Origin of the sequence: Paraburkholderia sp. Clong3, assembly GCF_050436485.1 — a bacterium.
In the GTDB taxonomy this organism is placed as follows: domain Bacteria; phylum Pseudomonadota; class Gammaproteobacteria; order Burkholderiales; family Burkholderiaceae; genus Paraburkholderia; species Paraburkholderia tuberum.
The window spans coordinates 2630839-2656761 of record NZ_JBNDMH010000002.1; the positions used below are offsets into that span (position 1 = coordinate 2630839).

28 protein-coding genes and 1 tRNA gene are annotated in these 25923 nt (G+C 63.1%); 20 read left to right on the forward strand and 9 right to left on the reverse strand.

All coding sequences use genetic code 11. The features are described from left to right. Positions 1-51: 51 nt before the first annotated feature. The 4 genes from OKW30_RS16260 to OKW30_RS16275 form a co-directional block, all read right to left on the reverse strand. Positions 52-933 (reverse strand): NUDIX hydrolase, encoded by an 882-nt coding sequence (locus OKW30_RS16260; RefSeq protein WP_184067055.1) that lies wholly within the window; start codon positions 931-933, stop codon positions 52-54. Between the two features lie 73 nt (positions 934-1006). Further along, complete coding sequence (locus tag OKW30_RS16265; protein ID WP_184067052.1) at positions 1007-1621, reverse strand: LysE family translocator; 615 nt, start codon at positions 1619-1621, stop codon at positions 1007-1009. A 172-nt stretch (positions 1622-1793) separates the two neighbouring features. Beyond that, positions 1794-2360: an adenine phosphoribosyltransferase gene (locus OKW30_RS16270; protein ID WP_184067049.1), complete on the reverse strand. Its 567-nt coding sequence runs from the start codon at positions 2358-2360 to the stop codon at positions 1794-1796. Between the two features lie 81 nt (positions 2361-2441). Beyond that, positions 2442-4439, reverse strand: coding sequence for a cation:proton antiporter (locus OKW30_RS16275; RefSeq protein ID WP_187628775.1), 1998 nt, complete (start codon positions 4437-4439; stop codon positions 2442-2444). A gap of 206 nt (positions 4440-4645) precedes the next feature. Here OKW30_RS16275 and kdsD point away from each other — a divergent pair, with 206 nt between their 5' ends. From kdsD to OKW30_RS16330, 11 genes are all read left to right on the forward strand, one after another. Further along, a complete protein-coding gene (gene kdsD / locus OKW30_RS16280) occupies positions 4646-5629 on the forward strand; it encodes an arabinose 5-phosphate isomerase KdsD (RefSeq protein WP_090802947.1) in 984 nt (327 codons plus the stop codon). Next, complete coding sequence (locus tag OKW30_RS16285) at positions 5629-6189, forward strand: KdsC family phosphatase (RefSeq protein WP_184026959.1); 561 nt, start codon at positions 5629-5631, stop codon at positions 6187-6189. The genes kdsD and OKW30_RS16285 overlap by 1 nt, the downstream gene beginning before the upstream one ends. Next, complete coding sequence (lptC, locus tag OKW30_RS16290; protein ID WP_184067046.1) at positions 6186-6773, forward strand: LPS export ABC transporter periplasmic protein LptC; 588 nt, start codon at positions 6186-6188, stop codon at positions 6771-6773. Before OKW30_RS16285 ends, lptC begins: the two co-directional genes overlap by 4 nt. Before the next feature lie 39 nt (positions 6774-6812). Continuing rightward, entirely contained in the window at positions 6813-7484 is a 672-nt protein-coding gene (gene lptA / locus OKW30_RS16295) for a lipopolysaccharide transport periplasmic protein LptA (protein ID WP_090802944.1), read from the forward strand. Between the two features lie 17 nt (positions 7485-7501). Further along, entirely contained in the window at positions 7502-8278 is a 777-nt protein-coding gene (lptB, locus tag OKW30_RS16300; RefSeq protein WP_090805577.1) for an LPS export ABC transporter ATP-binding protein, read from the forward strand. 189 nt (positions 8279-8467) lie between these two features. After that, positions 8468-9985, forward strand: coding sequence for an RNA polymerase factor sigma-54 (locus tag OKW30_RS16305; RefSeq protein WP_429347762.1), 1518 nt, complete (start codon positions 8468-8470; stop codon positions 9983-9985). A gap of 170 nt (positions 9986-10155) precedes the next feature. Then, positions 10156-10512, forward strand: coding sequence for a ribosome hibernation-promoting factor, HPF/YfiA family (hpf, locus tag OKW30_RS16310; RefSeq protein WP_027199628.1), 357 nt, complete (start codon positions 10156-10158; stop codon positions 10510-10512). 342 nt (positions 10513-10854) lie between these two features. After that, positions 10855-11370, forward strand: coding sequence for a PTS sugar transporter subunit IIA (locus OKW30_RS16315; RefSeq protein ID WP_429347105.1), 516 nt, complete (start codon positions 10855-10857; stop codon positions 11368-11370). 80 nt (positions 11371-11450) lie between these two features. Beyond that, positions 11451-12419: an HPr(Ser) kinase/phosphatase gene (gene hprK / locus OKW30_RS16320; RefSeq protein WP_008921706.1), complete on the forward strand. Its 969-nt coding sequence runs from the start codon at positions 11451-11453 to the stop codon at positions 12417-12419. Between the two features lie 98 nt (positions 12420-12517). Next, on the forward strand, positions 12518-13411 hold the full coding sequence (gene rapZ, locus OKW30_RS16325; protein WP_041734268.1) for an RNase adapter RapZ: 894 nt from the start codon (positions 12518-12520) through the stop codon (positions 13409-13411). Positions 13412-13450: 39 nt separating this feature from the next. Further along, positions 13451-14086 carry an LON peptidase substrate-binding domain-containing protein gene (locus OKW30_RS16330; protein WP_184067043.1) on the forward strand — a complete coding sequence of 212 codons (636 nt, stop codon included), beginning with the start codon at positions 13451-13453 and terminating at the stop codon, positions 14084-14086. Positions 14087-14154: 68 nt separating this feature from the next. Here OKW30_RS16330 and mutY read toward each other — a convergent pair whose 3' ends face one another. Then, entirely contained in the window at positions 14155-15288 is a 1134-nt protein-coding gene (gene mutY / locus OKW30_RS16335; protein ID WP_429347106.1) for an A/G-specific adenine glycosylase, read from the reverse strand. 7 nt (positions 15289-15295) lie between these two features. Further along, positions 15296-16126, reverse strand: coding sequence for a bifunctional DNA-formamidopyrimidine glycosylase/DNA-(apurinic or apyrimidinic site) lyase (mutM, locus tag OKW30_RS16340; RefSeq protein ID WP_184067039.1), 831 nt, complete (start codon positions 16124-16126; stop codon positions 15296-15298). An 87-nt stretch (positions 16127-16213) separates the two neighbouring features. Here mutM and OKW30_RS16345 point away from each other — a divergent pair, with 87 nt between their 5' ends. The 8 genes from OKW30_RS16345 to hisC all read left to right on the forward strand — a co-directional run bounded on the left by OKW30_RS16345 (position 16214) and on the right by hisC (position 23471). Then, positions 16214-18055 carry a tetratricopeptide repeat protein gene (locus tag OKW30_RS16345; RefSeq protein ID WP_429347107.1) on the forward strand — a complete coding sequence of 614 codons (1842 nt, stop codon included), beginning with the start codon at positions 16214-16216 and terminating at the stop codon, positions 18053-18055. After that, entirely contained in the window at positions 18055-18687 is a 633-nt protein-coding gene (gene lolB / locus OKW30_RS16350) for a lipoprotein insertase outer membrane protein LolB (protein WP_429347108.1), read from the forward strand. Before OKW30_RS16345 ends, lolB begins: the two co-directional genes overlap by 1 nt. An 89-nt stretch (positions 18688-18776) precedes the next feature. Continuing rightward, positions 18777-19658, forward strand: coding sequence for a 4-(cytidine 5'-diphospho)-2-C-methyl-D-erythritol kinase (ispE, locus tag OKW30_RS16355; RefSeq protein ID WP_429347109.1), 882 nt, complete (start codon positions 18777-18779; stop codon positions 19656-19658). 52 nt (positions 19659-19710) lie between these two features. Next, positions 19711-19787: transfer RNA gene (locus tag OKW30_RS16360), tRNA-Gln, on the forward strand. Positions 19788-19849: 62 nt separating this feature from the next. Beyond that, on the forward strand, positions 19850-20806 hold the full coding sequence (locus OKW30_RS16365; protein WP_062125957.1) for a ribose-phosphate pyrophosphokinase: 957 nt from the start codon (positions 19850-19852) through the stop codon (positions 20804-20806). 163 nt (positions 20807-20969) lie between these two features. Further along, the gene (locus OKW30_RS16370) at positions 20970-21587 is read left to right on the forward strand and encodes a 50S ribosomal protein L25/general stress protein Ctc (RefSeq protein WP_090802936.1); all 618 of its coding nucleotides are present in this window, start codon (positions 20970-20972) and stop codon (positions 21585-21587) included. Positions 21588-21735: 148 nt separating this feature from the next. Further along, entirely contained in the window at positions 21736-22341 is a 606-nt protein-coding gene (gene pth / locus OKW30_RS16375; protein ID WP_429347110.1) for an aminoacyl-tRNA hydrolase, read from the forward strand. Positions 22342-22391: 50 nt separating this feature from the next. Further along, positions 22392-23471 carry a histidinol-phosphate transaminase gene (gene hisC / locus OKW30_RS16380; protein WP_429347111.1) on the forward strand — a complete coding sequence of 360 codons (1080 nt, stop codon included), beginning with the start codon at positions 22392-22394 and terminating at the stop codon, positions 23469-23471. A gap of 78 nt (positions 23472-23549) precedes the next feature. Here hisC and OKW30_RS16385 read toward each other — a convergent pair whose 3' ends face one another. Further along, the gene (locus OKW30_RS16385; protein ID WP_090802933.1) at positions 23550-23807 is read right to left on the reverse strand and encodes a YfhL family 4Fe-4S dicluster ferredoxin; all 258 of its coding nucleotides are present in this window, start codon (positions 23805-23807) and stop codon (positions 23550-23552) included. 33 nt (positions 23808-23840) lie between these two features. Continuing rightward, the gene (locus tag OKW30_RS16390; protein ID WP_260336439.1) at positions 23841-24539 is read right to left on the reverse strand and encodes a hypothetical protein; all 699 of its coding nucleotides are present in this window, start codon (positions 24537-24539) and stop codon (positions 23841-23843) included. 160 nt (positions 24540-24699) lie between these two features. Here OKW30_RS16390 and OKW30_RS16395 point away from each other — a divergent pair, with 160 nt between their 5' ends. Beyond that, positions 24700-25362, forward strand: a complete 663-nt coding sequence (locus tag OKW30_RS16395) for a hypothetical protein (RefSeq protein ID WP_429347112.1) — start codon at positions 24700-24702, stop codon at positions 25360-25362. Between the two features lie 87 nt (positions 25363-25449). On the opposite strand, the gene OKW30_RS16400 is transcribed toward OKW30_RS16395, so the two are convergent. Next, complete coding sequence (locus tag OKW30_RS16400) at positions 25450-25830, reverse strand: hypothetical protein (protein ID WP_260336438.1); 381 nt, start codon at positions 25828-25830, stop codon at positions 25450-25452. Between the last annotated feature and the right edge of the window lie 93 nt (positions 25831-25923).

Below are 25923 nucleotides of genomic sequence, written 5' to 3' on the forward strand. Positions count from 1 at the left end.
TGTTTCAGTGCGTACTGGCTGCACGGGTTGAGCTCGACTGATGAGCCTGAGCTAGGCCAGCGCCGGCGGCGCGAACAGCGCGTCGATGCCCTCACACGCGTCCTCGTCGATCCAGCGGCGGCGCAGCAGGCAATCGAGCGTCGCGAGGCTGGCATCGACGGTCAGCGCGCCTTCCTCGATCCAGCGCGCGACTTCGTCGATGCGCGCGAGCCGGTGTTCACCCACTTCGCCGTCCTGGTTGCGCGGCGCGAAGTCGGCGGGCAGCGCGAGGTCGTAGATGAAAATCTGCTCGGCCTGCGTGCCTTCCGGCAGCGATTGCAGCACGTGCGCGGTGCGGCCCGCGACCGCGCTCGCCGCGATCTGCGCCGGAATGCCCGCCTCTTCCCAGCACTCCTTGACGATCGTCTCGGCGATGCCGAAGCCCCAGCCGATCCCGCCTGCGACGACGTTGTCGAGCATGCCGGGGTCGGTCGCCTTGGTGTCGCTGCGGCGCGCGATCCACAATTGCGGCGCCCCACTAAAGGGCGCACCGCCAAAGGGCGCTCCGCCATCCGCATATTCTACGACGCCGTTCAGATGCACCGCGTAGGTCATCGTGCCGAAGAAGCGCGACGCCGCGCGCTCGATATACGCGAGCGGCGGCGCGTCGAACGCATTGCGGATCGCGTACGTCTCGTTGCGCCAGCCGGGGATGCGACCATCGGCGGCGAGCGCGCCGATCACGGAAGCGAGCGCCGCGCTGCGCAGATCGACGGTGTCGAACGTGGCGGAGAGCGTCACGCCGTCGTTCGCCATCTCGAACACGTCGGGCCAGCGCGCGAGCAGCGGCAGGTCGCGCTCGCGAATCCACCCGACCTGTTCGGCGCCGATCAGAAACGGCCGATGCGCGTTCGCGTCGAAGCGGCGCGCGGCGGTGATGCAGGGCAAAGTCATCGGAAAACTCCAAACTGTCCGCCGTGGTGGCGAACCGGGGCAAAGCAGAAGCGGGCGGATGGCGTGACGAGCCTCAGTCGCGCAAGGCGACGCGAATCCCGATCGCGATGAACGTCGCGCCGGCCACGCGATCGAGCCACAGGCCCACGCGCGGCCGCCGTCTGAGCCAGCCGCCGATGATCCCCGCGCACACGCCGAATAGCGAAAACACCACGACGGTCTGCAGCATGAACAGCGCGCCGAGCTCCAGCATCTGCACGGTGACGCTCTGCGCGCCGTCCGGCTGCACGAACTGCGGCAGAAACACGACGAAGAACAGCGTGACCTTCGGATTCATCAGATTGCCGAGCACGCTCTGGCGAAACACCGTCGAAAGCGGCTGCGGCGCACGCTCGTGCGCGGTCGCGAGGCCCTGGCTGCGCAGCGCCTTGATGCCGATCCACACCAGATACGCGGCGCCGGCGAGCTTGATCGCTTCGAACGCGAGCGGCGACGAGCGCAGCAGCGCGGCGACGCCGAGCGCCGCGAGTGTCGTATGAAACGTGATGCCGGCGGCAAAGCCGAGCGCGGCGATCAGGCCGGCCGCGCGGCCCTGCGAGATGCCGCGCGCGAGCACCTGCAGATTGTCCGGGCCGGGCGCCACGGTGATCGCGATCGAGGTGGCAAGAAACAGCAGGAAGTTGGGCATCGTGGTGGCCTTCTGGTTGGGCGACTGGTGAACCCTGATGGGTGAGCGATATCGTTGAGCCCGGTTGGTTTTGCCCGGCCAACGGGGCTTGTGCGGCTCATGCGACTTTAGCCGCTGGTACGGCGGGAAACGCTAGCGCGCGTCACGGCACGCGCCGTGACTACCTCCCAGTTCAATGACCGTCGAAACTCGTCACGGTATAGAGCGCAAGACCGCCCTCGCCCAGCAGCTTCGAGCCGCCCAGCTCCGGCAGATCGACGATCGCCGCGCCTTCCACGACGACCGCGCCGAGCCGCTCGAGCAGCAGTTTGCCGGCCATCATCGTGCCGCCGGTCGCGATCAGATCGTCGATGATCACGACGCGGTCGCCCGGCTCGCACGCATCCTCGTGAATCTCGACGGTCGCGGTACCGTATTCCAGTTCATACGATTGCGAGATCCGCTTGTACGGCAGCTTGCCCGCCTTGCGAATCGGGATGAAGCCAACGCTCAACTCATGGGCGACGATCGGCCCGATGATGAAGCCGCGCGCATCGAGCCCGGCAATGTAGTCGAGCCTCGCGTCGATATAGCGCTGCACGAACAGGTCGATCAGCACACGCAGCGACTTCGGCTCGCGCAGCAGCGGCGTGATGTCGCGGAACTGCACGCCCGGCTGCGGCCAGTCGGGCACCGTGCGAATGTGACTTCTGATGTAGTCGGCCGCATCGAGCGGCGCGCTCGCGAGCGCCTTGGACATGATGTCTCCGGATGGACCTCGACAGGTCCGGTGAAAAGCTTGAATCAGGGTCGCCCGCCAAAACGGGCCCGGCTCACGGGTTCAAGCCGCGGCGGCGCGGCGATGCTTCGACAGCCGCTCCTCGGCTTGCGCCAGTTGTTCGGGCAGACCGCGCAGCACCACGATGTCGCTCGCGCGCAGTTTCGTCGACGGGTCCGGTTCGACGCCGCGGATGCCGTGCCGGCGGATCGCGGTCACTTCGACACCGAGTTCGTACAGGCCCACCTCGGCGAGCGTACGGCCCACCGCGTCGGCACTCTCGTCGACCGGCACCGATTGTAGCCGCACCTGCTCGTGGCCGTCGTCGTCGTCGATGTCGTCGGCGCCGTGGAAATAGCCGCGCAACAGCGAATAGCGTTCGTCGCGCATCTCCTCGACGCGCCGCACCACGCGCCGCATCGGCACACCCATCACGACGAGCGTATGCGACGCGAGCATCAGGCTGCCCTCGACGATCTCCGGAATCACCTCCGTCGCGCCGGCGGCGAGCAGTTTCTCCAGATCGGCATCGTCGACGGTGCGCACGATGACCGGCAGCGTCGGCTCCATCTCGTGAATGTTGTGCAGCACGCGCAGTGCCGACGGCGTGTTCGCGTAGGTGATCGCGATCGCGGCCGCGCGATGCAGGCCGGCGGCCAGCAGCGACTCGCGCCGCCCCGCGTCGCCGAACACGACCGATTCGCCGGCTGCCGCGGCCGCCGCGACACGGTCGGGATCGAGATCGAGCGCGACATACGAGAGCCCTTCATGCTCGAGCATGCGTGCGAGGTTCTGCCCGGCGCGGCCGTAGCCGCAGATGATTACGTGGCCGCTCTGCTTCAGGCTTTGCGTGGCGATGCGCGTCATCTGCAACGACTGCATCATCCATTCGGTCGACGACAGCCGCAGCACGACACGGTCCGCGTTCTGGATCATGAACGGCGCGGCGAGCATCGACAGCAGCATCGCGGCGAGAATCGCCTGCAACAGCGTCGCGTCGACGAGATGTCGGTCGAGAATCAGGTTCAGCAGCACGAAGCCGAACTCGCCCGCCTGCGCGAGACCGATACCGGTACGCATCGCGACGCCCGGCGTCGCGCCGAAGAGCCGCGCAAGGCCGGTGATCATGATCAATTTCAGCAGCACCGGGCCGAGGAAAAAGGCCAGCACGACCAGCGGATGCTCCCAGATCACGCGCGGATTGAGCAGCATGCCGGTGGTCACGAAGAAGAGCCCGAGCAGCACGTCGCGAAACGGCTTGATGTCCTCTTCGACCTGATGCCGATACGGCGTCTCGGCGATCAGCATGCCGGCGATGAACGCGCCGAGCGCGAGCGACAGCCCGAATTTGTCGGTGATGAACGCGGCGCCGAGCGTCACCAGCAGCAGATTGAGGACGAACAGCTCCTGCGAGCGGCGCCGCGCGACGACGTTGAACCAGCGCGTCATGAAGCGCTGCCCGACGATCAGCAGCAGCGCGAGGGCCACGACGATCTTGATCGCCGCGACGCCGAGCGCGCTGACCAGATTCTCCGAGCGGCCGCCGAGCGCCGAAATGATGATCAACAGCGGCACCACCGCGAGATCCTGAAACAGCAGCACGCCGAAGATATTACGGCCGTGCTCGGTTTCGATTTCGAGCCGCTCCGCGAGCATCTTGCTGACGATTGCCGTCGACGACATCGCCAGCGCGCCGCCCAGCGCGACGCTCCCCTGCCACGTGATATGCACCCAACGCTCGAGCACGAAGCCGAGCGACACGGCCACCGCGACCGTGCCGATCACCTGCAGCAAGCCGAGTCCGAACACGAGCCGGCGCATCGTGCGCAGCTTGGCGAGCGAAAACTCGAGCCCGATCGAGAACATCAGGAACACGACGCCGAATTCCGCGAGATTCTGCGCTCCCGCCGAATCGGGAATCAGCCCGAACGCATGCGGCCCGACGACGATGCCGACCGTCAGGTAGCCGAGCATCGGCGGCAGATTCAGGAAGCGAAAGATCACCACGCCCGCCACCGATGCCAGCAGCAGAAACAGCGTCATTTCGAGCGGGGAAATCATCGGCAAAAACGCATGGGTGAAGCGTCCTCGTTCGTCAGCGGAACCGCGCACGAGAACGCCGTGCGAGATGATTGATTGGGCCGGCAAAAAAGCTGCAAAAAGGCGGCAAAGCAGCTGAAAAAGGGATTGTCGACAGGCCGATGCAGACAGCGGCTCGGCACAGCAGGCCCGGCGCGGCGAACAGGCGCCTTTGCTATACTCCGCGAATGATAGCGAAAATCAATGGCGACAGGGCACTCACGCTTGCTCGCGACGTACTCGACATCGAAGCGGACGCCGTGCGCGCGCTTCGCGACCAGCTCGACGGCAGTTTCGTCGGCGCGGTCGATTTCATCCTGGGTTGCCGTGGACGCGTGGTCGTCTCCGGCATCGGTAAATCCGGCCACGTGGCCCGCAAACTCGCGGCCACGCTGGCAAGCACCGGCACACCCGCGTTCTTCGTGCATCCGGCGGAAGCAAGCCACGGCGACCTCGGCATGGTCACCGCCGACGACGTATTTCTCGCGCTGTCCAATTCGGGCGAAACCGAGGAGCTGATGGCGATCCTGCCGCTCATCAAGCGGATCGGCGCGAAGCTGATCGCGATGACGGGCCGTCCTGGCTCAAGCCTCGCGCAACTCGCGGATGTGCATCTGAATTCCGGCGTCGCGAAGGAAGCCTGTCCGATGAATCTCGCGCCCACCGCCAGCACCACCGCCGCGCTCGCGCTCGGCGATGCGCTCGCGGTCGCGGTGCTCGACGCGCGCGGCTTCGGCCGCGACGACTTCGCGCGCTCACATCCGGGCGGCGCGCTCGGCCGACGCCTGCTCACCTACGTGCGCGACGTCATGCGCACCGGCGACCAGTTGCCGCAGGTCACACCTGAGGCAACCGTCAGCGATGCCCTCTTCCAACTGACCGCGAAGCGCATGGGCATGACCTCGGTCGTCGACCGCGAGGGCCGTGTGACGGGCATCTTCACCGACGGCGACCTGCGCCGCGTGCTCGAACGCGACGGCGATTTCCGCCAGTTGCCGATCGCCTCGGTGATGACCGCGGGCCCGCGCACGATCGGGCCGGATCATCTCGCGGTCGAAGCCGTGGAACTGATGGAGCGTTATCGTATCAATCAGATGCTGGTCGTCGACGAAACGGGCAAGCTGATCGGCGCGCTCAACATGCACGACCTGTTTTCGAAGAAGGTGATCTGATGGCCGTTGCTCCCCCTACCGCTACCGAACGCGCAAGCCGCGTGAAGCTGATGATTTTCGACGTCGACGGCGTACTGACCGACGGCGGCCTGCTGTTCACGGCGGAAGGCGACACGATGAAAGGCTTCAACTCGATGGACGGCCACGGCATGAAGCTGCTGCGCCAGGCCGGCATCGAAACGGCGCTCATCACCGGGCGCAAGTCCGGCATCGTGGCCGCGCGGGCGAAAGAAATGAACATCGCGCATGTCTACCAGGGCGTGCAGGACAAGCCACAGGCGTTCGCCGACCTGCTGCGGCAAACCGGCCTTACCGCCGAGGACTGCGGCTACATGGGCGACGACTGGGTCGATCTCGCGGTGATGCTGCGCGTCGGCTTCGCGGCCGCGCCGGCCAATTCGCATCCCGAAGTGATCGCGCGCGCCCACTGGGTCAGCGAGGCGCGCGGCGGTTACGGCGCGGCGCGCGAAGTGTGCGACACGCTGCTGCGTGCCCAGCACAAATATGAAGCACTGCTCGCGGCGGCGTGCAGCGGCGAGCAACGGGGCCTCGTGGGATGAACCAGTTTCGCCTGACTTCGCTGATCCCGCTCATCGCGATGGCGGCGCTCGCCGGCATCACGTGGTGGCTGCTGCAAGCCACGTTGCCGCGCAAGACCGACGACGAGGTGCGCCCGAAGGAACACACGCCGGACTACTTCGCCGACAACTTTTCGGTGTCCGAGCTCGACCAGTCAGGCGCGACGCAGTACCGGCTGACCGCGCAGTCGCTGGTCCATTACGAGGACGACGAAATGAGCGACCTCGTCAAGCCGGCGATGCGTGCGTTCCAGCCCGGCAAGCCGATCGTCACCGCGACCGGCGACACGGGCACGGTCAACGCGGATGCGTCGATCGTCAATCTGTACCAGAACGCGCGCATCCTGCGCGCGCCCGGCGACGGCGATCCGCAGATGCAGGCCGATTCCGAGCATTTCAGGGTCCTCGTCAACGACGATGTGATCGAGACTGAAAAGCCAGTTAAACTTCAGCGCGGCATGTCCGTGATGACTGCCAGCGGCATGAAATACAACAATGTCACCCGGTTTATGCAACTGTTCGGCAATGTAAGAGGCGCAATCGCCGCGTCCGATTCCGGCCACTAAGCCAACGCATACCGGGTAATCCATTCCAGGCGTGACTGCATGAACGAATCGCACCCCCGTTTTGATACCGGCCGTTCGCGCGCGCTGTCCGCGTGCCGCGCCGCACTTGCTGCGCTCGTCGTCGCGCTGCCGCTCGTCGGCTTCGCGCCGCTTGCGCACGCGGACCGCGCCGACAAAGACAAGCCGCTTAACATCGAAGCGGACAACATGACTTACGACGACCTGCGGCAGGTCAGCATCTTCACCGGCCACGTGGTGGCCACCAAAGGGACGATCCTGATCAAGGCCGATCGCGTCGAAGTGTCGCAAGACCCGCAGGGCTACCAATTCGCGACCGGCACCTCGAGCGGCGGCAATCTGTCGTATTTCCGCCAGAAGCGCGAAGGGCTCGACGAATACATCGAGGGTACGGCGATCCGTATCGACTACGACGGCAAGCAGGATCTGACCACGCTGACCACCAACGCGACGGTGCGCCGCCTGCAGGGCATGACGACGCTGCTCGACCAGGTGCACGGTAGCGTGATCACCTACGACGGCCAGAACGACTTCTACACCGCGAAGTCAGGCAAGGACGTCGCAGGTCCGGGCAACCCGACCGGCCGCGTGCGCGCGATGCTGTCGCCGCGCAACGCCGGCGCCGCGCCGCTGACCGGCGCGTCGGCCACGCTCACGCCGTCCAACTCGATCCAGGGAGCGCCGAACCAGTGAGCACCATGAGCAGCACCATCGCGCCCCTCCCCCATCGGAAGCCGGCCGGCACCAGCAGTTCGCTGGTCGTGCGCAATCTGAAGAAGCGCTATGGCTCGCGCACGGTCGTCAAGGACGTGTCGCTCGACGTGAAGAGCGGCGAAGTGGTCGGCCTGCTCGGCCCGAACGGCGCCGGCAAGACCACGTCGTTCTACATGATCGTCGGCCTCGTGCCGCTCGACGCCGGCGAAATCGATCTGGACGGCAAGTCGATCAGCCTGCTGCCCATTCACAAACGCGCATCGCTCGGCCTGTCATATCTGCCGCAGGAAGCGTCGGTGTTCCGTAAGTTGAGCGTCGAGCAGAATATTCGCGCGGTGCTGGAATTGCAGCACGACGAAAACGGCAAGCGCCTCGGCAAAGACGTGATCACGTCACGCACCGAAGCGCTGCTCGACGAGCTTCAGATCGCGCATCTGCGTGAAAATCCGGCGCTGTCGCTGTCGGGCGGCGAGCGTCGTCGGGTTGAAATTGCGCGCGCGCTGGCAACCAATCCGAGCTTCATTCTGCTCGACGAACCGTTCGCCGGCGTCGACCCGATCGCGGTGCTGGAAATCCAGAAAATCGTCAAGTTCTTGAAGCAGCGCAATATCGGCGTCCTGATCACCGACCACAACGTGCGCGAAACGCTAGGTATCTGCGATCACGCGTACATCATCAGCGACGGCAGCGTGCTGGCCGCCGGCGCGCCTAGCGACATCATCGAAAACGAAAGCGTGCGGCGCGTCTATCTGGGCGAGCACTTCCGCATGTAAGCACGTACGGCGTCCCCGGCCACGCGAGCGCGCGCGGCCGCGGCGCCATTTTTGCGGCACCCGCACATTCGTTGTCAGGCGGCGCAGGGTGGCGCCGCGCGGCGCGCCAAATTGGGCGTACCCAAAAATTGCGAGTGCCGCAAGGTATCGCGGTCGTGGCAAACTCTCTACAATGAATCTCAACTTGCCATGAAAGCCAGCCTCCAACTCCGCCTATCGCAGCATCTTGCGCTCACGCCGCAACTGCAACAGTCCATCCGGCTGCTTCAGTTATCGACGCTCGAACTGCAGCAGGAAGTCGCCATGGCGATCTCGCAGAATCCTCTCCTCGAAAACGAAGACGAGTGGATCGCGAGCCCGTTGCGGGTGGCAGCCGACGGTTCCTTGATCGCCCAGACACCGGGCTCCTCGGCGCCGGCCGATCCGATGGCCGGCAACGGTTCGGCATCGTCCGAGGGCAACGGCGAGCGAGCCGAAAGCGGCGAGCCGCAGGGTGTCGACGAATACAATGGCCTTTCGGGCGACGGCGGCGGCGATACCTCGCAGTGGAACCTGGACGACTACGGCCGCTCCGGCAACGCGTCGGACGACGACGACCTGCCCCCGCTGCAAATCCACGAATCGAGCACGTCGCTGCGCGACCACCTGATGGCGCAACTGCGCGTCACCCAGGCGAGCCAGCGCGACCGCGCGCTCATCACGTTCCTGATCGAATCGCTGGACGACGACGGCTATCTCGCCGCCACGTTCGAAGAAGTGCTGGCCGACCTGCCCGAAGAACTCGAAGTCGACGTCGACGAACTGAACGCCGCGCTTGCGCTGCTGCATAGCTTCGACCCATCAGGTGTCGGCGCGCGCTCCGCGTCCGAATGTCTGAAGCTGCAGTTGCTGCGGCTCGAGCCATCGCCCACGCGCACGCTTGCGCTAGACATTGTCAGCCATTACCTGGAACTGCTCGCCGCGCGCGATTTCACGCGGCTGCGCAAGCACCTTAAGGCCAGCGACGACGATCTGCGCGACGCGCATGTGCTGATCCGCTCGCTCGAACCATTTCCGGGCGCGGCCTACGGCAAGGCCGAAGCGGACTACGTGGTGCCCGACATCATGGTGCGCAAAACGGCACAGGGCTGGCTGGCGGAGCTGAATCCGGAGGTAGTGCCGAAGCTGCGGATTAACCATCTATACGCGAATATTCTGCGCAATAACCGCGGCGATCCGGGCAGTGGTTCGTTGCGCCAGCAACTGCAGGAAGCACGCTGGCTGATCAAAAATATCCAGCAGCGTTTCGAGACGATCCTGCGGGTTGCGCAGGCAATTGTCGAGCGTCAAAAGAGCTTTTTTGTGCACGGCGAAATTGCCATGCGCCCCTTGGTTTTGCGGGAAATAGCTGATACGCTGGGCCTACACGAGTCGACTGTCTCGCGTGTGACAACCGGCAAATACATGCTGACCCCATTCGGGACGCTGGAATTCAAGTACTTTTTCGGCTCACACGTTTCGACGGACACCGGCGGCGCGGCCTCCTCCACGGCCATTCGCGCGCTGATCAAACAACTGATAGGAGCGGAAAACCCGAAATCGCCACTTTCAGACAGTCGCATAGCCGAACTGCTGGCGGAACAGGGCTTCGTGGTCGCACGGCGTACCGTTGCGAAATACCGTGAGGCGCTCAAAATCCCGGCAGTCAACCTGCGCAAGTCTCTGTAGCCCGCCGCGTTTTGCAGCGGGCATTTACCGGCCGCTCCGCACCTGGCGGACAGGCCGGCCGCTGCGACCTGCCAGATGTCCGTCACCGGGGGGCGACACAGGCAAGCCGTCAGATCGACCGGACCTTTGTCATTGTGCGGACCAAGCGGCCATTAGCTTGGAGAAGCACTATGAATCTCAAGATCAGTGGACACCACCTCGAAGTAACGCCTGCGTTGCGCGAATACGTGATCACCAAACTGGACAGGGTGCTAAGACATTTCGATCAGGTCATCGACGGCAGTGTGGTCCTCTCGGTCGACAACCATAAGGAAAAGGACAAGCGTCAAAAGGTGGAAATCAACCTCCATCTGAAGGGTAAGGATATCTTCGTCGAGAGTTGTGACAGCGATTTGTACGCTGCAATCGATCTGATGATCGACAAGCTCGACAGGCAGGTGATACGCCACAAGGATCGTCTGCAAGGCCATCAGCACGAAGCGATCAAGTATCAGCCGGCGCCGCAACTGGACGTGCCGCCGCAATAGGAGAAATTAGAGGAAATTCCTCAATTCCCTTGAACTCGTCGAGCCGCCCGCGACCGGGCGGTTTTTCGTTTCAGCGCCCCGGTTCCCGCTCACCGGCGGTGCGTCTCGCCGAGGCCGACCCCAACCATTCCCGCAAAGGTTTGCGCAGCGCGACACGTGCCGCGGCGCAAGCGCTGAAAAACCTGATATGCATAGATGGCGCGCCGCACCATCGGCCGTCACCCTGTTCTATAATGTTCCAGTTACCATCGGGGTCAAGCCAGCTCTGATGAAGTACGGCCGATCGAAATCCAACGCTTTCGCGATCGACTCTGACCGTCCGTCTTCGCCAGCATCGAACGAATGGAACGTCACTCAACCGCCCCGGTGGGGAGAACTCAGGCCACGTTTTCGCCTGTCAAAATGAATCGTTTAGCCAAATTTCTTCCCCTCGAGAACGTCGTCATCGGACTATCGGTCACCAGCAAGAAACGCGTGTTCGAGCAAGCGGGCCTGATCTTCGAGAACCAGAACGGCATCGCTCGCAGTACCGTCACAGACAATCTTTTTGCGCGAGAACGACTCGGCTCGACCGGGCTCGGCGAAGGCGTCGCGATCCCGCATGGGCGGATCAAGGGCCTCAAGCAGCCGCTCGCCGCATTCGTCAGACTCGCCGAACCGATCCCCTTCGAAGCGCCGGACGGCCAGCCGGTCTCGCTGCTGATCTTCCTGCTCGTCCCCGAACAGGCCACTCAGCAGCACCTCGAAATTCTTTCCGAGATTGCGCAGTTGCTGTCCGATCGCGACGCCCGCGAGCGGCTGCACACGGAAGAAGACCGCGAATCGTTGCATCGCCTGCTTACTCAGTGGCAACCTTGACTCAACGGCGGCGGTAGTTCATGCACGCACACACACGCAGGTAAGGCCCGGTAAGCGGCTCACACTGGAGTCACTGACTCATGGATACGTCCAGCATCAACGCCCAGAGCATTTTCGACGACAACGCCGCCATGCTGAAGCTCAGCTGGCTCACGGGGCATGAAGGCTGGGAGCGCGGCTTTTCTTCGGAATCGGTCGCCAATGCCACGTCGAGCGCCGACCTCGTCGGCCACCTGAACCTGATCCACCCCAACCGGATCCAGGTGCTCGGCGACGCTGAAATCGACTACTACAAACGTCAGACCGACGAAGACCGCTCGCGCCACATGGCCGAGTTGATCGCGCTGGAGCCGCCGTTTCTCGTCGTCGCGGGCGGAGTCGCGGCGCCGCCGGAGCTGGTGCTGCGCTGCACGCGCTCGTCGACGCCGCTGTTCACGACGCCGACCTCGGCGGCCGCGGTGATCGATAGTCTGCGTCTTTACATGTCGCGCATTCTCGCGCCGCGCGCGACGCTGCACGGCGTGTTTCTCGACATCCTCGGCATGGGCGTGTTGCTGACCGGCGACTCGGGCCTCGGCAAGAGCGAGCTCGGCCTCGAACTGATTAGCCGAGGCCACGGTCTCGTCGCCGACGACGCTGTCGACTTCGTGCGCCTCGGCCCGGACTTCGTCGAAGGACGCTGTCCGCCGCTGCTGCAGAACCTGCTCGAAGTTCGCGGCCTCGGTCTGCTCGACATCAAGACGATCTTCGGCGAAACGGCGGTGCGCCGCAAAATGAAACTGAAGCTGATCGTGCAACTGGTGCGCCGCCCCGACGGCGAATTCCAGCGGCTGCCGCTGGAAAGCCAGACCGTCGACGTGCTCGGCCTACCGATCAGCAAGGTGACGATCCAGGTGGCCGCCGGCCGCAACCTCGCGGTGCTGGTCGAAGCGGCCGTGCGCAACACGATTCTGCAGCTGCGCGGTATCGACACGCTGCGCGATTTCATGGATCGGCAACGTCTCGCCATGCAGGATCCCGATAGCCAGTTTCCCGGAAAGCTGATCTGAAGCCCGCGACAGCGCCATGAAGCGCCCGCAGAAGGCAGGCCGCGGGCACGCGCATGGAGGCCAGATGCTATGATGAAATCTACGCTTTCGACGACTCCATGCGCATAATCCTGATCACCGGTATCTCCGGCTCCGGCAAATCGGTTGCCCTGAACGCGCTCGAAGACGCGGGTTATTACTGCGTCGATAATCTGCCGCCGCGTTTCCTGCAGCAACTCGCCACCTACCTCGCCGCGGACGGCCAGGATCGTCTCGCGGTCGCGATCGACGCGCGCTCCGGTTCGTCGCTCGACGAAATGCCCGCGATGATCCGCGACCTCAAGCGCTCGCACGACGTGCGCGTGCTGTTCCTGAGTGCGAGCACGCAGTCGCTGATTCAACGCTTTTCCGAAACGCGTCGCCGCCATCCGCTGTCCGGCTCGCCCGCGCACGACGCGGACGTTGGCCTGCTCACGTCGCTCGCCGAAGCGATCGAACGCGAGCGCGAACTGGTCGCGGGACTTGCCGAATTCGGCCATCAGATCGACACGAGCAATCTGCGCGCGAACGTGCTGCGCGCATGGGTCAAGCGCTTCATCGAACAGGAGGACGCGGGGCTCGTGCTGATGTTCGAGTCGTTCGGCTTCAAGCGCGGCGTACCGCTCGACGCGGATTTCGTATTCGACGTACGCACGCTGCCGAACCCATACTACGATCATGAATTGAGGCCGCTCACCGGCCTCGACAAACCGGTCATGGATTTTCTCGATGCGCAGCCGGTCGTCCACGAGATGATCGACGACATCGAGAAGTATCTGTCCAAGTGGCTGCCGCATTTCCGCGACGACAATCGCAGCTACCTGACCGTCGCAATCGGTTGCACGGGCGGCCAGCACCGCTCGGTATTCATCGCGGAGACGCTTGCCGCGCGTCTCGCAACATCGGCGAATGTGATTGTGCGGCACCGCGATGCGCCGGTCGACGTCGGCGAATCATCGAAGCTGGTGGCTTAACCGGCCGCATCGCGCGGCCTTAACCCGAAGCGTTGCGCCATGTCCTCTACGCCTACTGTGTACGCCGATTTGCCGCTGTTTCCGCTGCATACGGTGCTATTTCCCGATGGCTTGCTGCCGCTCAAAATCTTCGAAGCGCGCTACCTCGACATGGCGCGCGACTGTCTGCGCGAAAAAACACCGTTCGGCGTTTGCATGCTGAAAAGCGGCGCCGAAGTCGCGCGCGAGGAAGAACCTTCGGTACCCGAAACGATCGGCTGTCTCGCCGAAATCGACGAGTGCGACGTCGAAGCATTCGGCATGCTGCTGATTCGCGCGCGCGGCACGACGCGCTTTCGTCTGTTATCGCATCGCGTCGAAGCGAGCGGTCTGCTGGTCGGCATGGCCGAGCCGCTCGCCGATGATCTCCCGCTCGAGGGCAATGAGCTATTGGCCAAATTCGGCGCGTGCGCGGAAGTGCTCGAGCGGATCATCGCAACGATCCGCGAACGCGATCCGGACAGCCTACCGTTCGCCGAGCCGTTCCGGCTCGACGATCCGTCGTGGGTGTCGAACCGTCTCGCCGAGGTGCTGCCAATCGCGTTGCGCGCACGGCAAAAGCTGATGGAATTAACCGATGCCGGCGCGCGCATCGACGTCGTGCATCACTACATGCAACAGCATCAGTTGCTGTGAAATCCTGAAGTCGTGAAGGCTGCCGCGCCGGACTCAAGTCGCCCGCTCAGCACCTCCGATCCATTCCGTTAGAGCAACGAACCATGCAGACTGGCGAGCAGCTTGCGTACCGGCGCCGGCACGCCGAACGAATCCAGATCGCTGAGCGCAACCCATGCGGTGTCCGCATCGTTGAGCGCGGCCAGGGCGCCGACACGGCGATCGAACTCCGCAAGCCGCGGTTCGATATCGAGCTTGAAATGCGTGAATACGTGTGAGAACGACGCGAGCGCGGACACTTCGCCGTCGCCGCCGAACGCGCGCGCCCGCTCGGCCAGCGATGCTTCGTCGGCAGCTTCGGGCAGACTCCACAGACCACCCCAGATGCCCGACGGTGGACGCCGCTCGAGCATCACCGCATTGCCGTCGCGCAGCAGCAGCATCCACGTACGGCGTGTCGGCACCGCTTTCTTCGGGCGCGCGGTCGGCAATTCACGTTGACGTCCGGTGACGTTGGCAACGCAGTCCGGCGCGAACGGACAGCGCGAGCAATGGGGTTTGCCGCGCACGCACAATGTCGCGCCGAGATCCATCAAGCCCTGCGTGTACCCGCTGACCTCCGCGTTCGACGCATTCGACGGCAGCAGTGACTCCGCGAGCGTCCACATTGCGTTCTCGACTTTCTTCTCGCCCGGAAAGCCTTCGACGCCGAATACGCGCGCGAGCACGCGCTTCACGTTGCCGTCGAGAATCGTCGCGCGCGCGCCGAACGCGAACGACGCGATCGCCGCGGCCGTCGAGCGGCCAATGCCGGGCAACTCGGCGAGCTCATCGACCGACGCGGGAAACGCGCCGCCATGCTGCTCGACGACGACCTGCGCGCAGCGTTGCAGATTGCGCGCGCGCGTGTAGTAGCCGAGGCCGGCCCACAGCGCCATCACGTCATCGGACGGCGCGGCGGCGAGCGCGGCGACATCCGGGAAACGCGCGAGAAATTTCGCGTAGTACGGAATCACCGTCGACACCTGGGTCTGCTGCAGCATGATTTCGGACAGCCAGATGCGATACGGATCGCGCGTGTTCTGCCACGGCAGATCGTGGCGGCCGTGCTGGCGCTGCCACGCGACCAGCCGCGCGGAAAACTCGGGCATCGGCGCAAACGCGGGCGCGGTGTCGGACGCGCTGGAGCGCGCGCCGGTCGTTGGGGTCAGGCGGGAAGGCATCGAGAATCTAGCGCTGGCAAGTGGGACAGAAGTACGTGGAGCGTTGCCCCTGCACGATCTGTTTGATTGGCGTTCCACACACGCGGCATGGCAGGCCCGCGCGATCATAGACGAAGTAGTCGAGCTGAAAATAGCCGCTTTCGCCGTCGCTGCCGACGAAATCGCGCAGCGTGCTGCCGCCCCTGTCGATCGCGGCGGCGAGCGTCACGCGCACGGCATCGGCCAGCAGTTCATAACGCACGAGCGACACGCGGCCCGCCGCGGTGGTTGGCCGGATGCCCGCGCGAAACAGACTCTCCGACGCGTAGATATTGCCCACGCCGACCACGAGGTCCCCCGCCAGCAGCGCCTGCTTCACCGACACCTTGCGCCCGCGCGTCAACCGATGCATCAGCGCGCCCGAAAAAGCCGGCGAGAAAGGCTCGACGCCAAGGCTCGCGAGCAGCGGATGTTCGAGGATGTCGCCTGCTTCGCGCGGATGCCATAGCACCGCGCCGAAGCGGCGGGGATCACGATAGCGCAGGATAAAGTCGTCGAAGATCCAGTCGACATGATCGTGCTTCGCCGCGGCAGGCGGATGCGGCACATGACGCAGAACGCGCAACGTGCCCGTCATGCCGAGGTGGACGATGAACCACCCAGCGTCGATTTCGAACAGCAAATACTTGCCGCGTCGCTCGACTTTGCGCACCACGTGGCCGCGCAAGGTTTTCGCAAGGTCGGCCGGAATTGGCCAGCGCAGCGCGGCCGTCCGCACGTCGACGCGCTCAACCTTGCGCCCGGACACATACGGTTCGATCCCCCGTCGGGTAACCTCGACTTCTGGCAACTCTGGCATGGCTGATTGGTCTGCTACTTGCGTGAGTGGTTGTGCGCGTATTGTAGCGAGCGCGTTACAATCGACTGAAACATTGAACGGATTTCCATGAACGTGTCCTTCGTGAAGCTGCTATCAAAGCGCCGCGCGCGCGTGTCCAACGTGCCGCTCGCCGTGTCCGCTCGCCGGATGCTCGGTGCGGCCGTGCTCGGATTGTGGGCGCTGGCCGCCGTGCCCGCGCATGCGCAGGACCCGACGCCGGATTCCGACGACACGTCGGTCACGATGCCGGACCCGCTGGGTCCGGCAACACCTGAAGACGAAAAGTCGCTGCCCGGCGTGCCGCTGTCGAGCCAGATCGTCTTCCAGGTGCTGGCCGCCGAGATCGCGCTGCAGCGCGACCAACCGGCACCGGCCTATCAGACCTACCTCGCGCTCGCGCGCGACACTCACGACCCGCGCATGGCGCAACGCGCCACCGAAATAGCGCTGGCGGCGCAGAGCCCGTCGGACGCGCTCGCCGCCGCGCAACTGTGGCAACAGTACGCGCCGAGTTCGGAACGCGCCGCCCAGCTCGACGCGTCGCTGCTCGTGCTGTCTGGCAGGCCCGACGATGCGTCGCCGATCCTGTCGCAAGAACTGGCGAAGGTACCCGAGGAAAATCGCGGCAGCGCGGTCCTCGCGCTGCAACTGCTGTTGTCGCGCGGCCCGAACCGCGTCGGTGGCCTGCACGTGTTGCAGGACCTGCTGAAGAACGACATGAACCGGCCGGAGGCGCAACTGGCCCTCGCGCGTCAGCAGCTGCTGGCCGACGACGCGCCGGGCGCGCACAAGTCGCTCGAGCAGGCGCTCACGATCAAGCCCGACTATCTGCCGGCGGCGTTGATGCTGTCGCAAATGGGTCCGGAGGAGCGCAAGGAAGGCATCGCGTCGCTCGAAAAGTACGTGCAGCAGAATCCGAAATCGCATGACGCACGGCTCGCGCTGGCGCAGATGTATCTTGCCAGCGACCGTCTCGACGACGCGCAGAAGCAGTTCGAGCTCATGCGCAAGGCAAACCCCAACGACTTGACACCGTTGATGGCGCTCGCGCTGATCAAGATCCAGCAGAAAAATCTCCCCGAAGCGCAGACGTATCTGATGCAGTACGCGCAGCAGGCCGAGAAGACGCCGGGTGTCGATGCGGGCCAGGCCTACATCTACCTCGCGCAGCTAGCGCTCGAACAGAAGAATGAGGCGGCCGCGAGCGACTGGCTGAACAGGATCTCGCCAGCGAGTCAACAATACCTGGCCGCGCAGATTACCCGCGCGCAACTGCTCGCGAAACAGGGCAAGACCGAGGAGGCGCGCCAGTTGCTCTCCAACTTGCAGACCTCCGATCCGCGTGATGTGGCGCTGATCGCGCGCACCGATGCGGCGATCCTGTTCGACGCGAAGCGCTACCCGGAGGCCGAAGCGCGTCTGCAGCAAGCCACGGCGAACTTTCCCGACGACCCCGACCTCACCTACGACTACGCGATGGCCGCCGAGAAAACCGGCCATTACGACATCATGGAAGCGCAGCTGCGCAAGCTGATCGAGACGCAGCCGGACAATCCGCAGGCGTATAACGCGCTCGGCTATTCGCTCGCAGATCGCAACCAGCGCCTGCCAGAGGCGGACAAGCTGGTCGAGAAGGCCTCGGCGCTCGCACCGAACGATGCGTTCATCATGGACAGCGTCGGCTGGGTCAAGTACCGGATGGGTAACACGGCCGATGCGATCAAGCTGCTGCGCAAGGCATACAGCCTCCAGCCGAACGCGGAAATCGGCGCGCACCTCGGCGAAGTGCTGTGGAAGGCCGGCGAGCAGGAACAGGCGCGCGCCGCGTTTCGCGAGGCTCGCAAGCTCGAACCCGACAACGAGACTCTCGTCAAAACGTTGCAACGTCTTCAGGTAAACAATCTTTGATGCGTCTTTCCCGTTTGATTTCTTTTTCCAGGGCGCCTCGCGGCAGCGCGGTTGGTTTCGCGGCGGCGGCGGTTGTCGCGCTGGCCGGCTGCGCGTCGGTGAAGCCGCAGGGGCCGTCCACGTCGAACGCCGCCACCGAAGTCACCGCGCAGACGAGCCGCTCGTATCAGGGCCGCTTCGCGATCCAATACAACGATCAGAACGGCCAGCAGCGCAACGCTTACGGCAATTTCTCGTGGCAGGAAACGGGCGACACCGTCACGCTGCAGTTGCGCAATCCGCTTGGCCAGACGCTGGCCATCGTGACTTCGTCGCCGGCTTCGGCCACGCTCGAATTGCCGAACCGCCAGCCGCTCACCGCCGATAACGTGTCGACGCTGATGCAGAACGCGCTCGGCTTCTCGCTGCCGGTCGAAGGGTTGCGCTACTGGCTGCAACCGTCGCCGGCGCCGACTTCGCGCGCGAAGACCGAGAAGGATCCGGAGCAACCGTCGCGCCTGAAGCAGATCACCCAGGACGGCTGGACGATCGACTATGTGGCCTATGCCGATGCACCAGCCACCGGCGTGAAGCGCCTCAATCTGAGCCGCTCGGAGCCGCCACTCGACATCAAGCTCGTGCTGGATCAGTGAGTCGTTCTTGCTGGGCCTTTTGTCCCAGCATCCGCTCACGTAACCTTGCTACCCGTTTGGCGCCACCGTGGCGCATGTAGCCTTCACTCATGATCGAAACAACCAATTCGCTGCGCGACTGTCTCGCGCCAGCGAAACTCAATCTCTTCCTGCACATCACCGGCCGTCGGCCGGATGGTTATCACACGCTGCAGACGGTCTTCCAGTTGCTTGACTGGGGCGACACGCTGCACTTCACGCGACGCGACGACGGTCTCATCACGCGCCGCACCGAAATCGCCGACGTGCCACCCGAGCATGACCTGACCGTACGCGCCGCGACGTTGCTGAAGGTACATACGGGCTCCCGCGAAGGCGTCGATATCGAAATCGACAAGCGCCTGCCGATGGGCGCGGGCCTCGGCGGCGGCAGTTCCGATGCGGCGACGACGCTGCTCGCGCTCAATCGCCTGTGGAAGCTCGATCTGCCACGTCAGGAGTTGCAGGATCTTGCGTTGAAACTCGGCGCGGACGTGCCTTTCTTCGTATTTGGAAAAAATGCGTTTGCAGAGGGTGTCGGAGAATCATTGGACGTTGTACAATTGCCGCCGCGTCACTTCTTGGTAGTGACGCCGAGGGTGCAGGTTCCGACTGCAGCGATTTTTTCCGAAAAAGCGTTGACAAGAGATACAAAGCCCCTCATAGTTACGGACTTTCCCGCAGAACTCAGCTGCAACACTGAGTGGCCAGAAAGCTTCGGCCGGAATGACATGCAGCAGGTTGTCGTAGGAAAGCACGCGGAAGTAGCGCAAGTGTTGCGGTGGTTTGAAAGCATCGCGCCAGCGCGGATGTCCGGATCGGGTGCCAGTGTTTTTGCAGCGTTCCGTAGCAAAGCTGAAGCAGAAGCGGCGCAAGCCAAACTGCCCGGCGAGTGGAACAGTGCAGTAGCAGCGGGCTTGGATCAGCATCCACTCTTTGCTTTCGCGTCATAAGTTTTGCATCGTCGAACGAAACTCCACGTTCGACGGAGCTCAAAGTTAGTGTAGGGGAGTCGCCAAGCTGGTTAAGGCACCGGATTTTGATTCCGGCATGCAAAGGTTCGAATCCTTTCTCCCCTGCCAAAAATTCTCGTAGTTCGCTGTAGTTCGCATTTCTCCCGCCCCCAGCCTGAAGTAGGTGCACGATGAGCAGCCATGACGGCCTGATGGTTTTTACTGGCAACGCAAATCCCGCGCTTGCACAGGAAGTCGTCAAAAACCTCGGTATTCCCCTCGGCAAAGCAATGGTTAGCCGTTTCTCGGACGGTGAAATCCAAGTCGAGATTCAGGAAAACGTGCGCGGCAAGGATGTCTTCGTCCTGCAATCCACGTGCGCGCCGACTAACGACAATCTGATGGAACTGATGATCATGGTCGATGCGCTCAAGCGCGCATCCGCAGGCCGGATCACCGCAGCCATCCCCTACTTCGGTTATGCCCGTCAGGATCGTCGCCCGCGTTCGGCGCGCGTCGCCATCTCGGCTAAGGTCGTGGCGAACATGCTGGAAATCGCCGGCGTCGAGCGGATCATCACGATGGATCTGCACGCCGACCAGATTCAAGGCTTCTTCGACATCCCAGTCGACAACATCTACGCAACGCCCGTGCTGCTCGGCGATCTGCGCAAGCAGAACTACGAGAACCTGCTGGTCGTTTCGCCGGACGTCGGCGGTGTGGTGCGTGCCCGTGCATTGGCGAAGCAGCTCAATTGCGATCTCGCGATCATCGACAAGCGTCGCCCGAAGGCGAATGTCGCCGAAGTGATGAACATCATCGGTGAAGTCGAAGGCCGCACCTGCGTGATCATGGACGACATGGTCGACACGGCAGGCACGCTGTGCAAGGCCGCGCAGGTTCTGAAGGAACGCGGCGCGAAGCAGGTGTTCGCGTACGCCACCCACCCGGTTCTGTCGGGCGGCGCAGGTGAGCGTATTGCCGCTTCCGCACTCGACGAACTCGTTGTCACTGACACGATTCCGCTCGGCGAAGAAGCCCGTTCGTGCGCGAAGATCCGTTCGCTGACGAGCGCCGGTTTGCTCGCCGAAACGTTCTCGCGCATCCGCCGCGGCGATTCGGTGATGTCGCTGTTCGCTGAGAGTTAAGTATTTGCGAAGACACCGCGTACCGCTTCATGCGACACGCGGCGTTTTTGCACAATCGGCATGAACGAACGAAGGTTCTTGCCGCTATCCTGGGCCTCAGCCATTACGGCTTCGAGGCCCTGTTTTTACTGCCTGGTCGCGGGCAGTGCATTGGAGATTCAACATGAAAGTAGTCGCTTTCGAGCGTTCCCTGCAAGGTACGGGTGCGAGCCGCCGCCTGCGTAACTCGGGCAAGACCCCGGGTATCGTTTATGGCGCCGGCGCTGACACGCAACTGATCGAACTCGATCACAACGCCCTGTGGCACGCGCTGAAGAAAGAAGTTTTCCACTCGTCGATCCTCGATCTGGAAGTGGCAGGCAAGTCGCAACAGGTTCTGCTGCGCGACGTGCAATACCACCCATTCCGTCAGCTCGTGCTGCACGTGGACTTCCAGCGCGTCGACGCGACGAAGAAGCTGCACACCAAGGTGCCGCTGCACTTCTTGAACCAGGAAACCAACCCGGCAGTGAAGCTGTCGAGCGCGGTGATTTCGCACATCCTCAACGAAATCGAAATCGAGTGCTTGCCGTCGGCACTGCCGGAGTTCATCGAAGTCGACCTCGCGAAGATCGAAGCAGGTCAATCGGTTCACGCGAAGGACATCCCGTTGCCGGCAGGTGTGGCGCTCGTGGCCCACGTCGACGCGGAAAACCCGGTGGTCGCTGCTGCAACGATCCCGGCTGGCGCAATCGCTGAAGACGCTGCTGCTGCTGAAGGTGGCGAAACGCCGGCTGCTTAAGAGCCTTCCGGTTCGAAGCAAGCAATCCTCTCGATCCGTTTCCTATGAAACGGTCGATGTGACCCGCCGAGGTTCGCCCTGGCGGGTTTTTTTTCGGCTTTTCTAGTCCGGTACGTTTCACTTCCGGACTTGGTGGACTCACGCAATCATGATCAAGCTGATCGTCGGGCTCGGCAATCCGGGCGCCGAATACACCGCGACGCGTCACAACGCCGGCTGCTGGCTGGTCGATCAACTCGCGCGCGAGGCCAGCACCGCGCTGCGCGACGAGCGGCGCTTTCACGGCTTTTACGCGAAAGCGCGGTTGCATGGCGAGGAAGTGCATCTGCTCGAGCCGCAAACCTACATGAACCGCTCTGGTCAATCGGTCGTCGCGCTCGCGCAATTCTTCAAGATTCTTCCCGACGAGATCCTCGTCGCGCACGACGAGCTCGACATGCCACCCGGCAGCGTCAAGCTGAAGCTCGGCGGCGGCAGCGGCGGGCATAATGGGCTGAAGGACATCAGCGCGCATCTGTCGTCGCAGCAATACTGGCGGCTGCGGATCGGCATCGGCCATCCGCGCGATCTGATTCCCGAAAGCGCGCGCGCCGGCGCGAAGCCGGACGTCGCGAACTATGTGCTGAAGCCGCCGCGGCGAGAAGAGCAGGAGGTCATCGACGCGTCGATCGAACGCGCGCTCGCGGTGATGCCGCAGATCATCAAGGGCGAGCTCGAACGCGCAATGATGCAACTGCATCGCAACAACAGCTGACGCGCGCCACACTCATCGACACCCGCAATCGGCCCCGCAAGGAGAATCGCTTGAGCCGCTACTGGAGCGACATCGTTTACCGTCTGACGCCGTACGTGCCGGGCGAGCAGCCCGCGCTCGCGCATCCGGTGAAGCTGAATACCAACGAGAATCCGTATCCGCCGTCGCCGCGCGTGCTAGACGCGATCCGCCGCGAGCTCGGCGATACGGCCGACGCACTGCGCCGCTATCCCGATCCGAGCGCACGCAAGCTGCGCGAAACGGTCGCCGCGTATCACGGCATCCGCGCCGAGCAGGTGTTCGCGGGCAACGGCTCGGACGAGGTACTCGCGCTAACGTTCCAGGCCTTGCTCAAGCACGACAAGCCGCTGCTGTTTCCCGACATCACTTACAGCTTCTATCCGACCTACGCGAAGCTGTTCGAGGTCGACTACCGGACCATCCCCCTCGACGACAGCTTCGCGATCAACGTCGACGACTACACGGTGCCCAACAGCGGCATCCTGTTTCCGAATCCGAACGCGCCGACCGGCCGGCCGCTGCCGCTCGCGGTAATCGAACGCCTCGTCGCGAGCCATCCTGATTCGGTCGTGGTGATTGACGAAGCGTATGTCGACTTCGGCGCCGAGTCGGCGATTGCGCTGATCGCGCGCTATCCGAATCTGCTCGTCGTGCAGACCGTGTCGAAGTCGCGTTCGCTCGCCGGCATGCGCGTCGGCTTTGCGTTCGGCGATCCTGCGTTGATCGATGCGCTCAATCGCGTGAAGGACAGCTTCAATTCGTACCCGCTCGACCGCCTCGCGCAAGTCGCGGCCACCGCCGCCTACGAAGACGACGCGTGGTTTCGCGAATGCTGCGCGAAGGTGATCGCGAGCCGCGAACGGCTTGCGGCGGAATTGACCGCGTTCGGCTTCGAGGTGGTGCCATCGGCGGCGAATCTGCTGTTCGCGCGGCATGAGGGGTACGACGCGGCGACGCTCGCGTCGCGGCTGCGGCAACAGGAAATTTTCGTGCGGCATTTCAACGCGCCGCGCATCGACCAGCATTTGCGGATCTCGGTCGGCACCGACGCCGAATGCGACATATTGCTCGACGCTTTGCGCGGCATTTTCAGCGCTTACGTCGGATAACGGAAACGCCGCCCCCAAAAGAAAACGGCGAAGGTCCGCAGGCCTTCGCCGTTTTCTTTTGCGCGTCTCCCGCGAACGTCAGGTGCCCTTGGCGGCCTGCAACGCGTGATATTTCGCCATCAAACCTTCGGGCGTTTCCAAGTGGTTCGGGTCACGCGGAATGCACTCGACCGGACACACCTGAATGCATTGCGGCTCGTCGAAATGACCGACGCACTCGGTGCACTTCTTCGGGTCGATCACATAGATTTCCGGGCCCATCGAAATCGCGTCGTTCGGGCACTCGGGCTCGCAGACGTCGCAATTGATGCACTCGTCGGTAATCATCAGGGCCATGCCGCCACCAACTTTGCTAGAGAAAACAATACATTATAGCTTTTTCGCCCCCGCACGGCCGTGCAATCCCACGCCAGGGTCATGGACGGCTGCGCTTCTCGGCCAGGTAGCCTTCGTCGCAAACTGGTTGGCATATGCGCTGTTCAACGCCAACTGGATGCTGAACATGCCATTCGACACGCGGGAATTGCCGGGCTGTTTCGGCAACAGGGCCAGCAGTGCCTTCATCACATACAGAATGATTAGCGCGCCGGCCAGATCACCCACAAACATCGTGAAGAAGCTTTCGAACCAGTTCTTCGTCGTACCGGCCAGCGCGAACCACAGGTGGTGAAACAGCGTATTTGCTCCCGAATAGGCGACAGCCAGAACAAGCAGCCGCTTCGGCGTCAGGTTCGTCAGCGATGCGCGCAGATCGAAATACTCGAGCGCAAACCTGTAGACCAGATACGGTGCCAGTGACCCAAGCAAAGCGCCTGCTATTGCACGCACCGGGTCATGCGGAAACCAGTACAGAAAGTCTGTAATCAGTCCGGCAAGCAGCAGGCCGAGTGCACCATCGAACCCAACCAGCAACGTGCTGAGAAGCCGAACACCAGACGGCAGGAAAATCCAGTTGACGCCTCGCACGAAAGACGTGTGCGTAAACACCTCCTGATTGATCCACAGCGACGCCAGGAACGCGATCAGGGTCCCAGCGATCGACCAAAAATGCAAACGTAAGCTAGACATTGCGGTGAGCCATCCTCGGTTGCTTTTGCCGAATGCATCATAGCGTGCCCGTATGGCGTTCCGCGAGCACAAGCAGCAGGCTTTCAGTCACAGATATCGTGACGCTCACGGAAAAAATTTCGCGAGGCCCTCAAGTTCTGCGCGACGCGACCGAAAACCCATGTATAGCTTTATGCCCGGCTCGACAAGCATGCAGAGCCGCGTCCAGATTGATATGCTTTTTATAGCGATGAACCTGAGAGAACAGGCTGGAACGGAACGCGCTATCCGGACGAACCGGTGGCTATCGGCACGCCGACCAGTAGGCCGCCCGCCTGCTGCATGGCTCGCGTGCTATCCCTTCTTTCAAGATGCGTTGCTCGGCTGCGAAACAAGGTTGGGTGCGCTTCCTGACTTCGTCAGGCGCGCTGCTTTGGAAAGGCTGGGTGGCTCCAATTATTCGCGTGTGCCCACTTCAGTACTTGATGAAGTCCGCGCCTCTTACCTGGAACTTCGCAGCACATGCGTCGCAGAAGAAGTACGTCGATACCTGTCTGATGCCGAGGACAGTCTGCTGGCGTTACACGAATCGTCGGACGCCCTTGAAACCCTGGCGGCGGGAATGCCGCGGATGCTGGTTCCGCCTGTCGCTCGCCCTCCGTGTCTGCTGAGTTCTGGCAACGGAATGTTTCTCGGGGGCTGGGCGCGGTTTGTTGCGTACTGGTGTCGGAAAGACCCAACTATTCCGCTACTCGCGGTAGATTGGCCGATCCTCTACGAGCACCTAGCGCCCTACAGCCTTCGCCACTTGATCGACGATCCTGGTTTTGCATCGACCGGTTGAATCCGCCTTCGGAAAGCAGCCAATCGTCCTCCAGCGACGGCTCGAGTTGATCACCCCCACGAACCTTGCCAACGCGCAACTTTATCGTTATAGTTTTTGTAACGGCCACACCTGAGAGAAATGGTTCGCGTGGAACGCGCTGTCCGGACCGACCGGTTTTCTGGCTCGCGCCGACCGGTCGGTTACGTTTGATCGGTTGCATAACGGCAAAAGCCCATGCTCAACCTGCTTTTTCCTTTTATACCCGTGCAAAAGAGTACGAGGCCGTACGCTGAGCGCGCCGGACGAATCGCCGCCACACATCAAGAAGAAGCTTTGGCGATACACCGCATACGGCGCCACCGTAGCGATGATTCCGCCGCCGATTGACCGCACAGGGGCGTGCGGGAAGAAATAGAAGAGGTCGACGAGCCAGCTCGCTAATAGCAAGCCGATTGCGCCATCGCCCCCCAGAAGCAAGGTGCTCAATAGTCTGACTCCTGACGGCAGGTAGATTCAGTTCTCGCCCCGGACGAACTCGATGTGCGTGAAGACTTCCTGGTTGATCCAGAGCGACAGCGC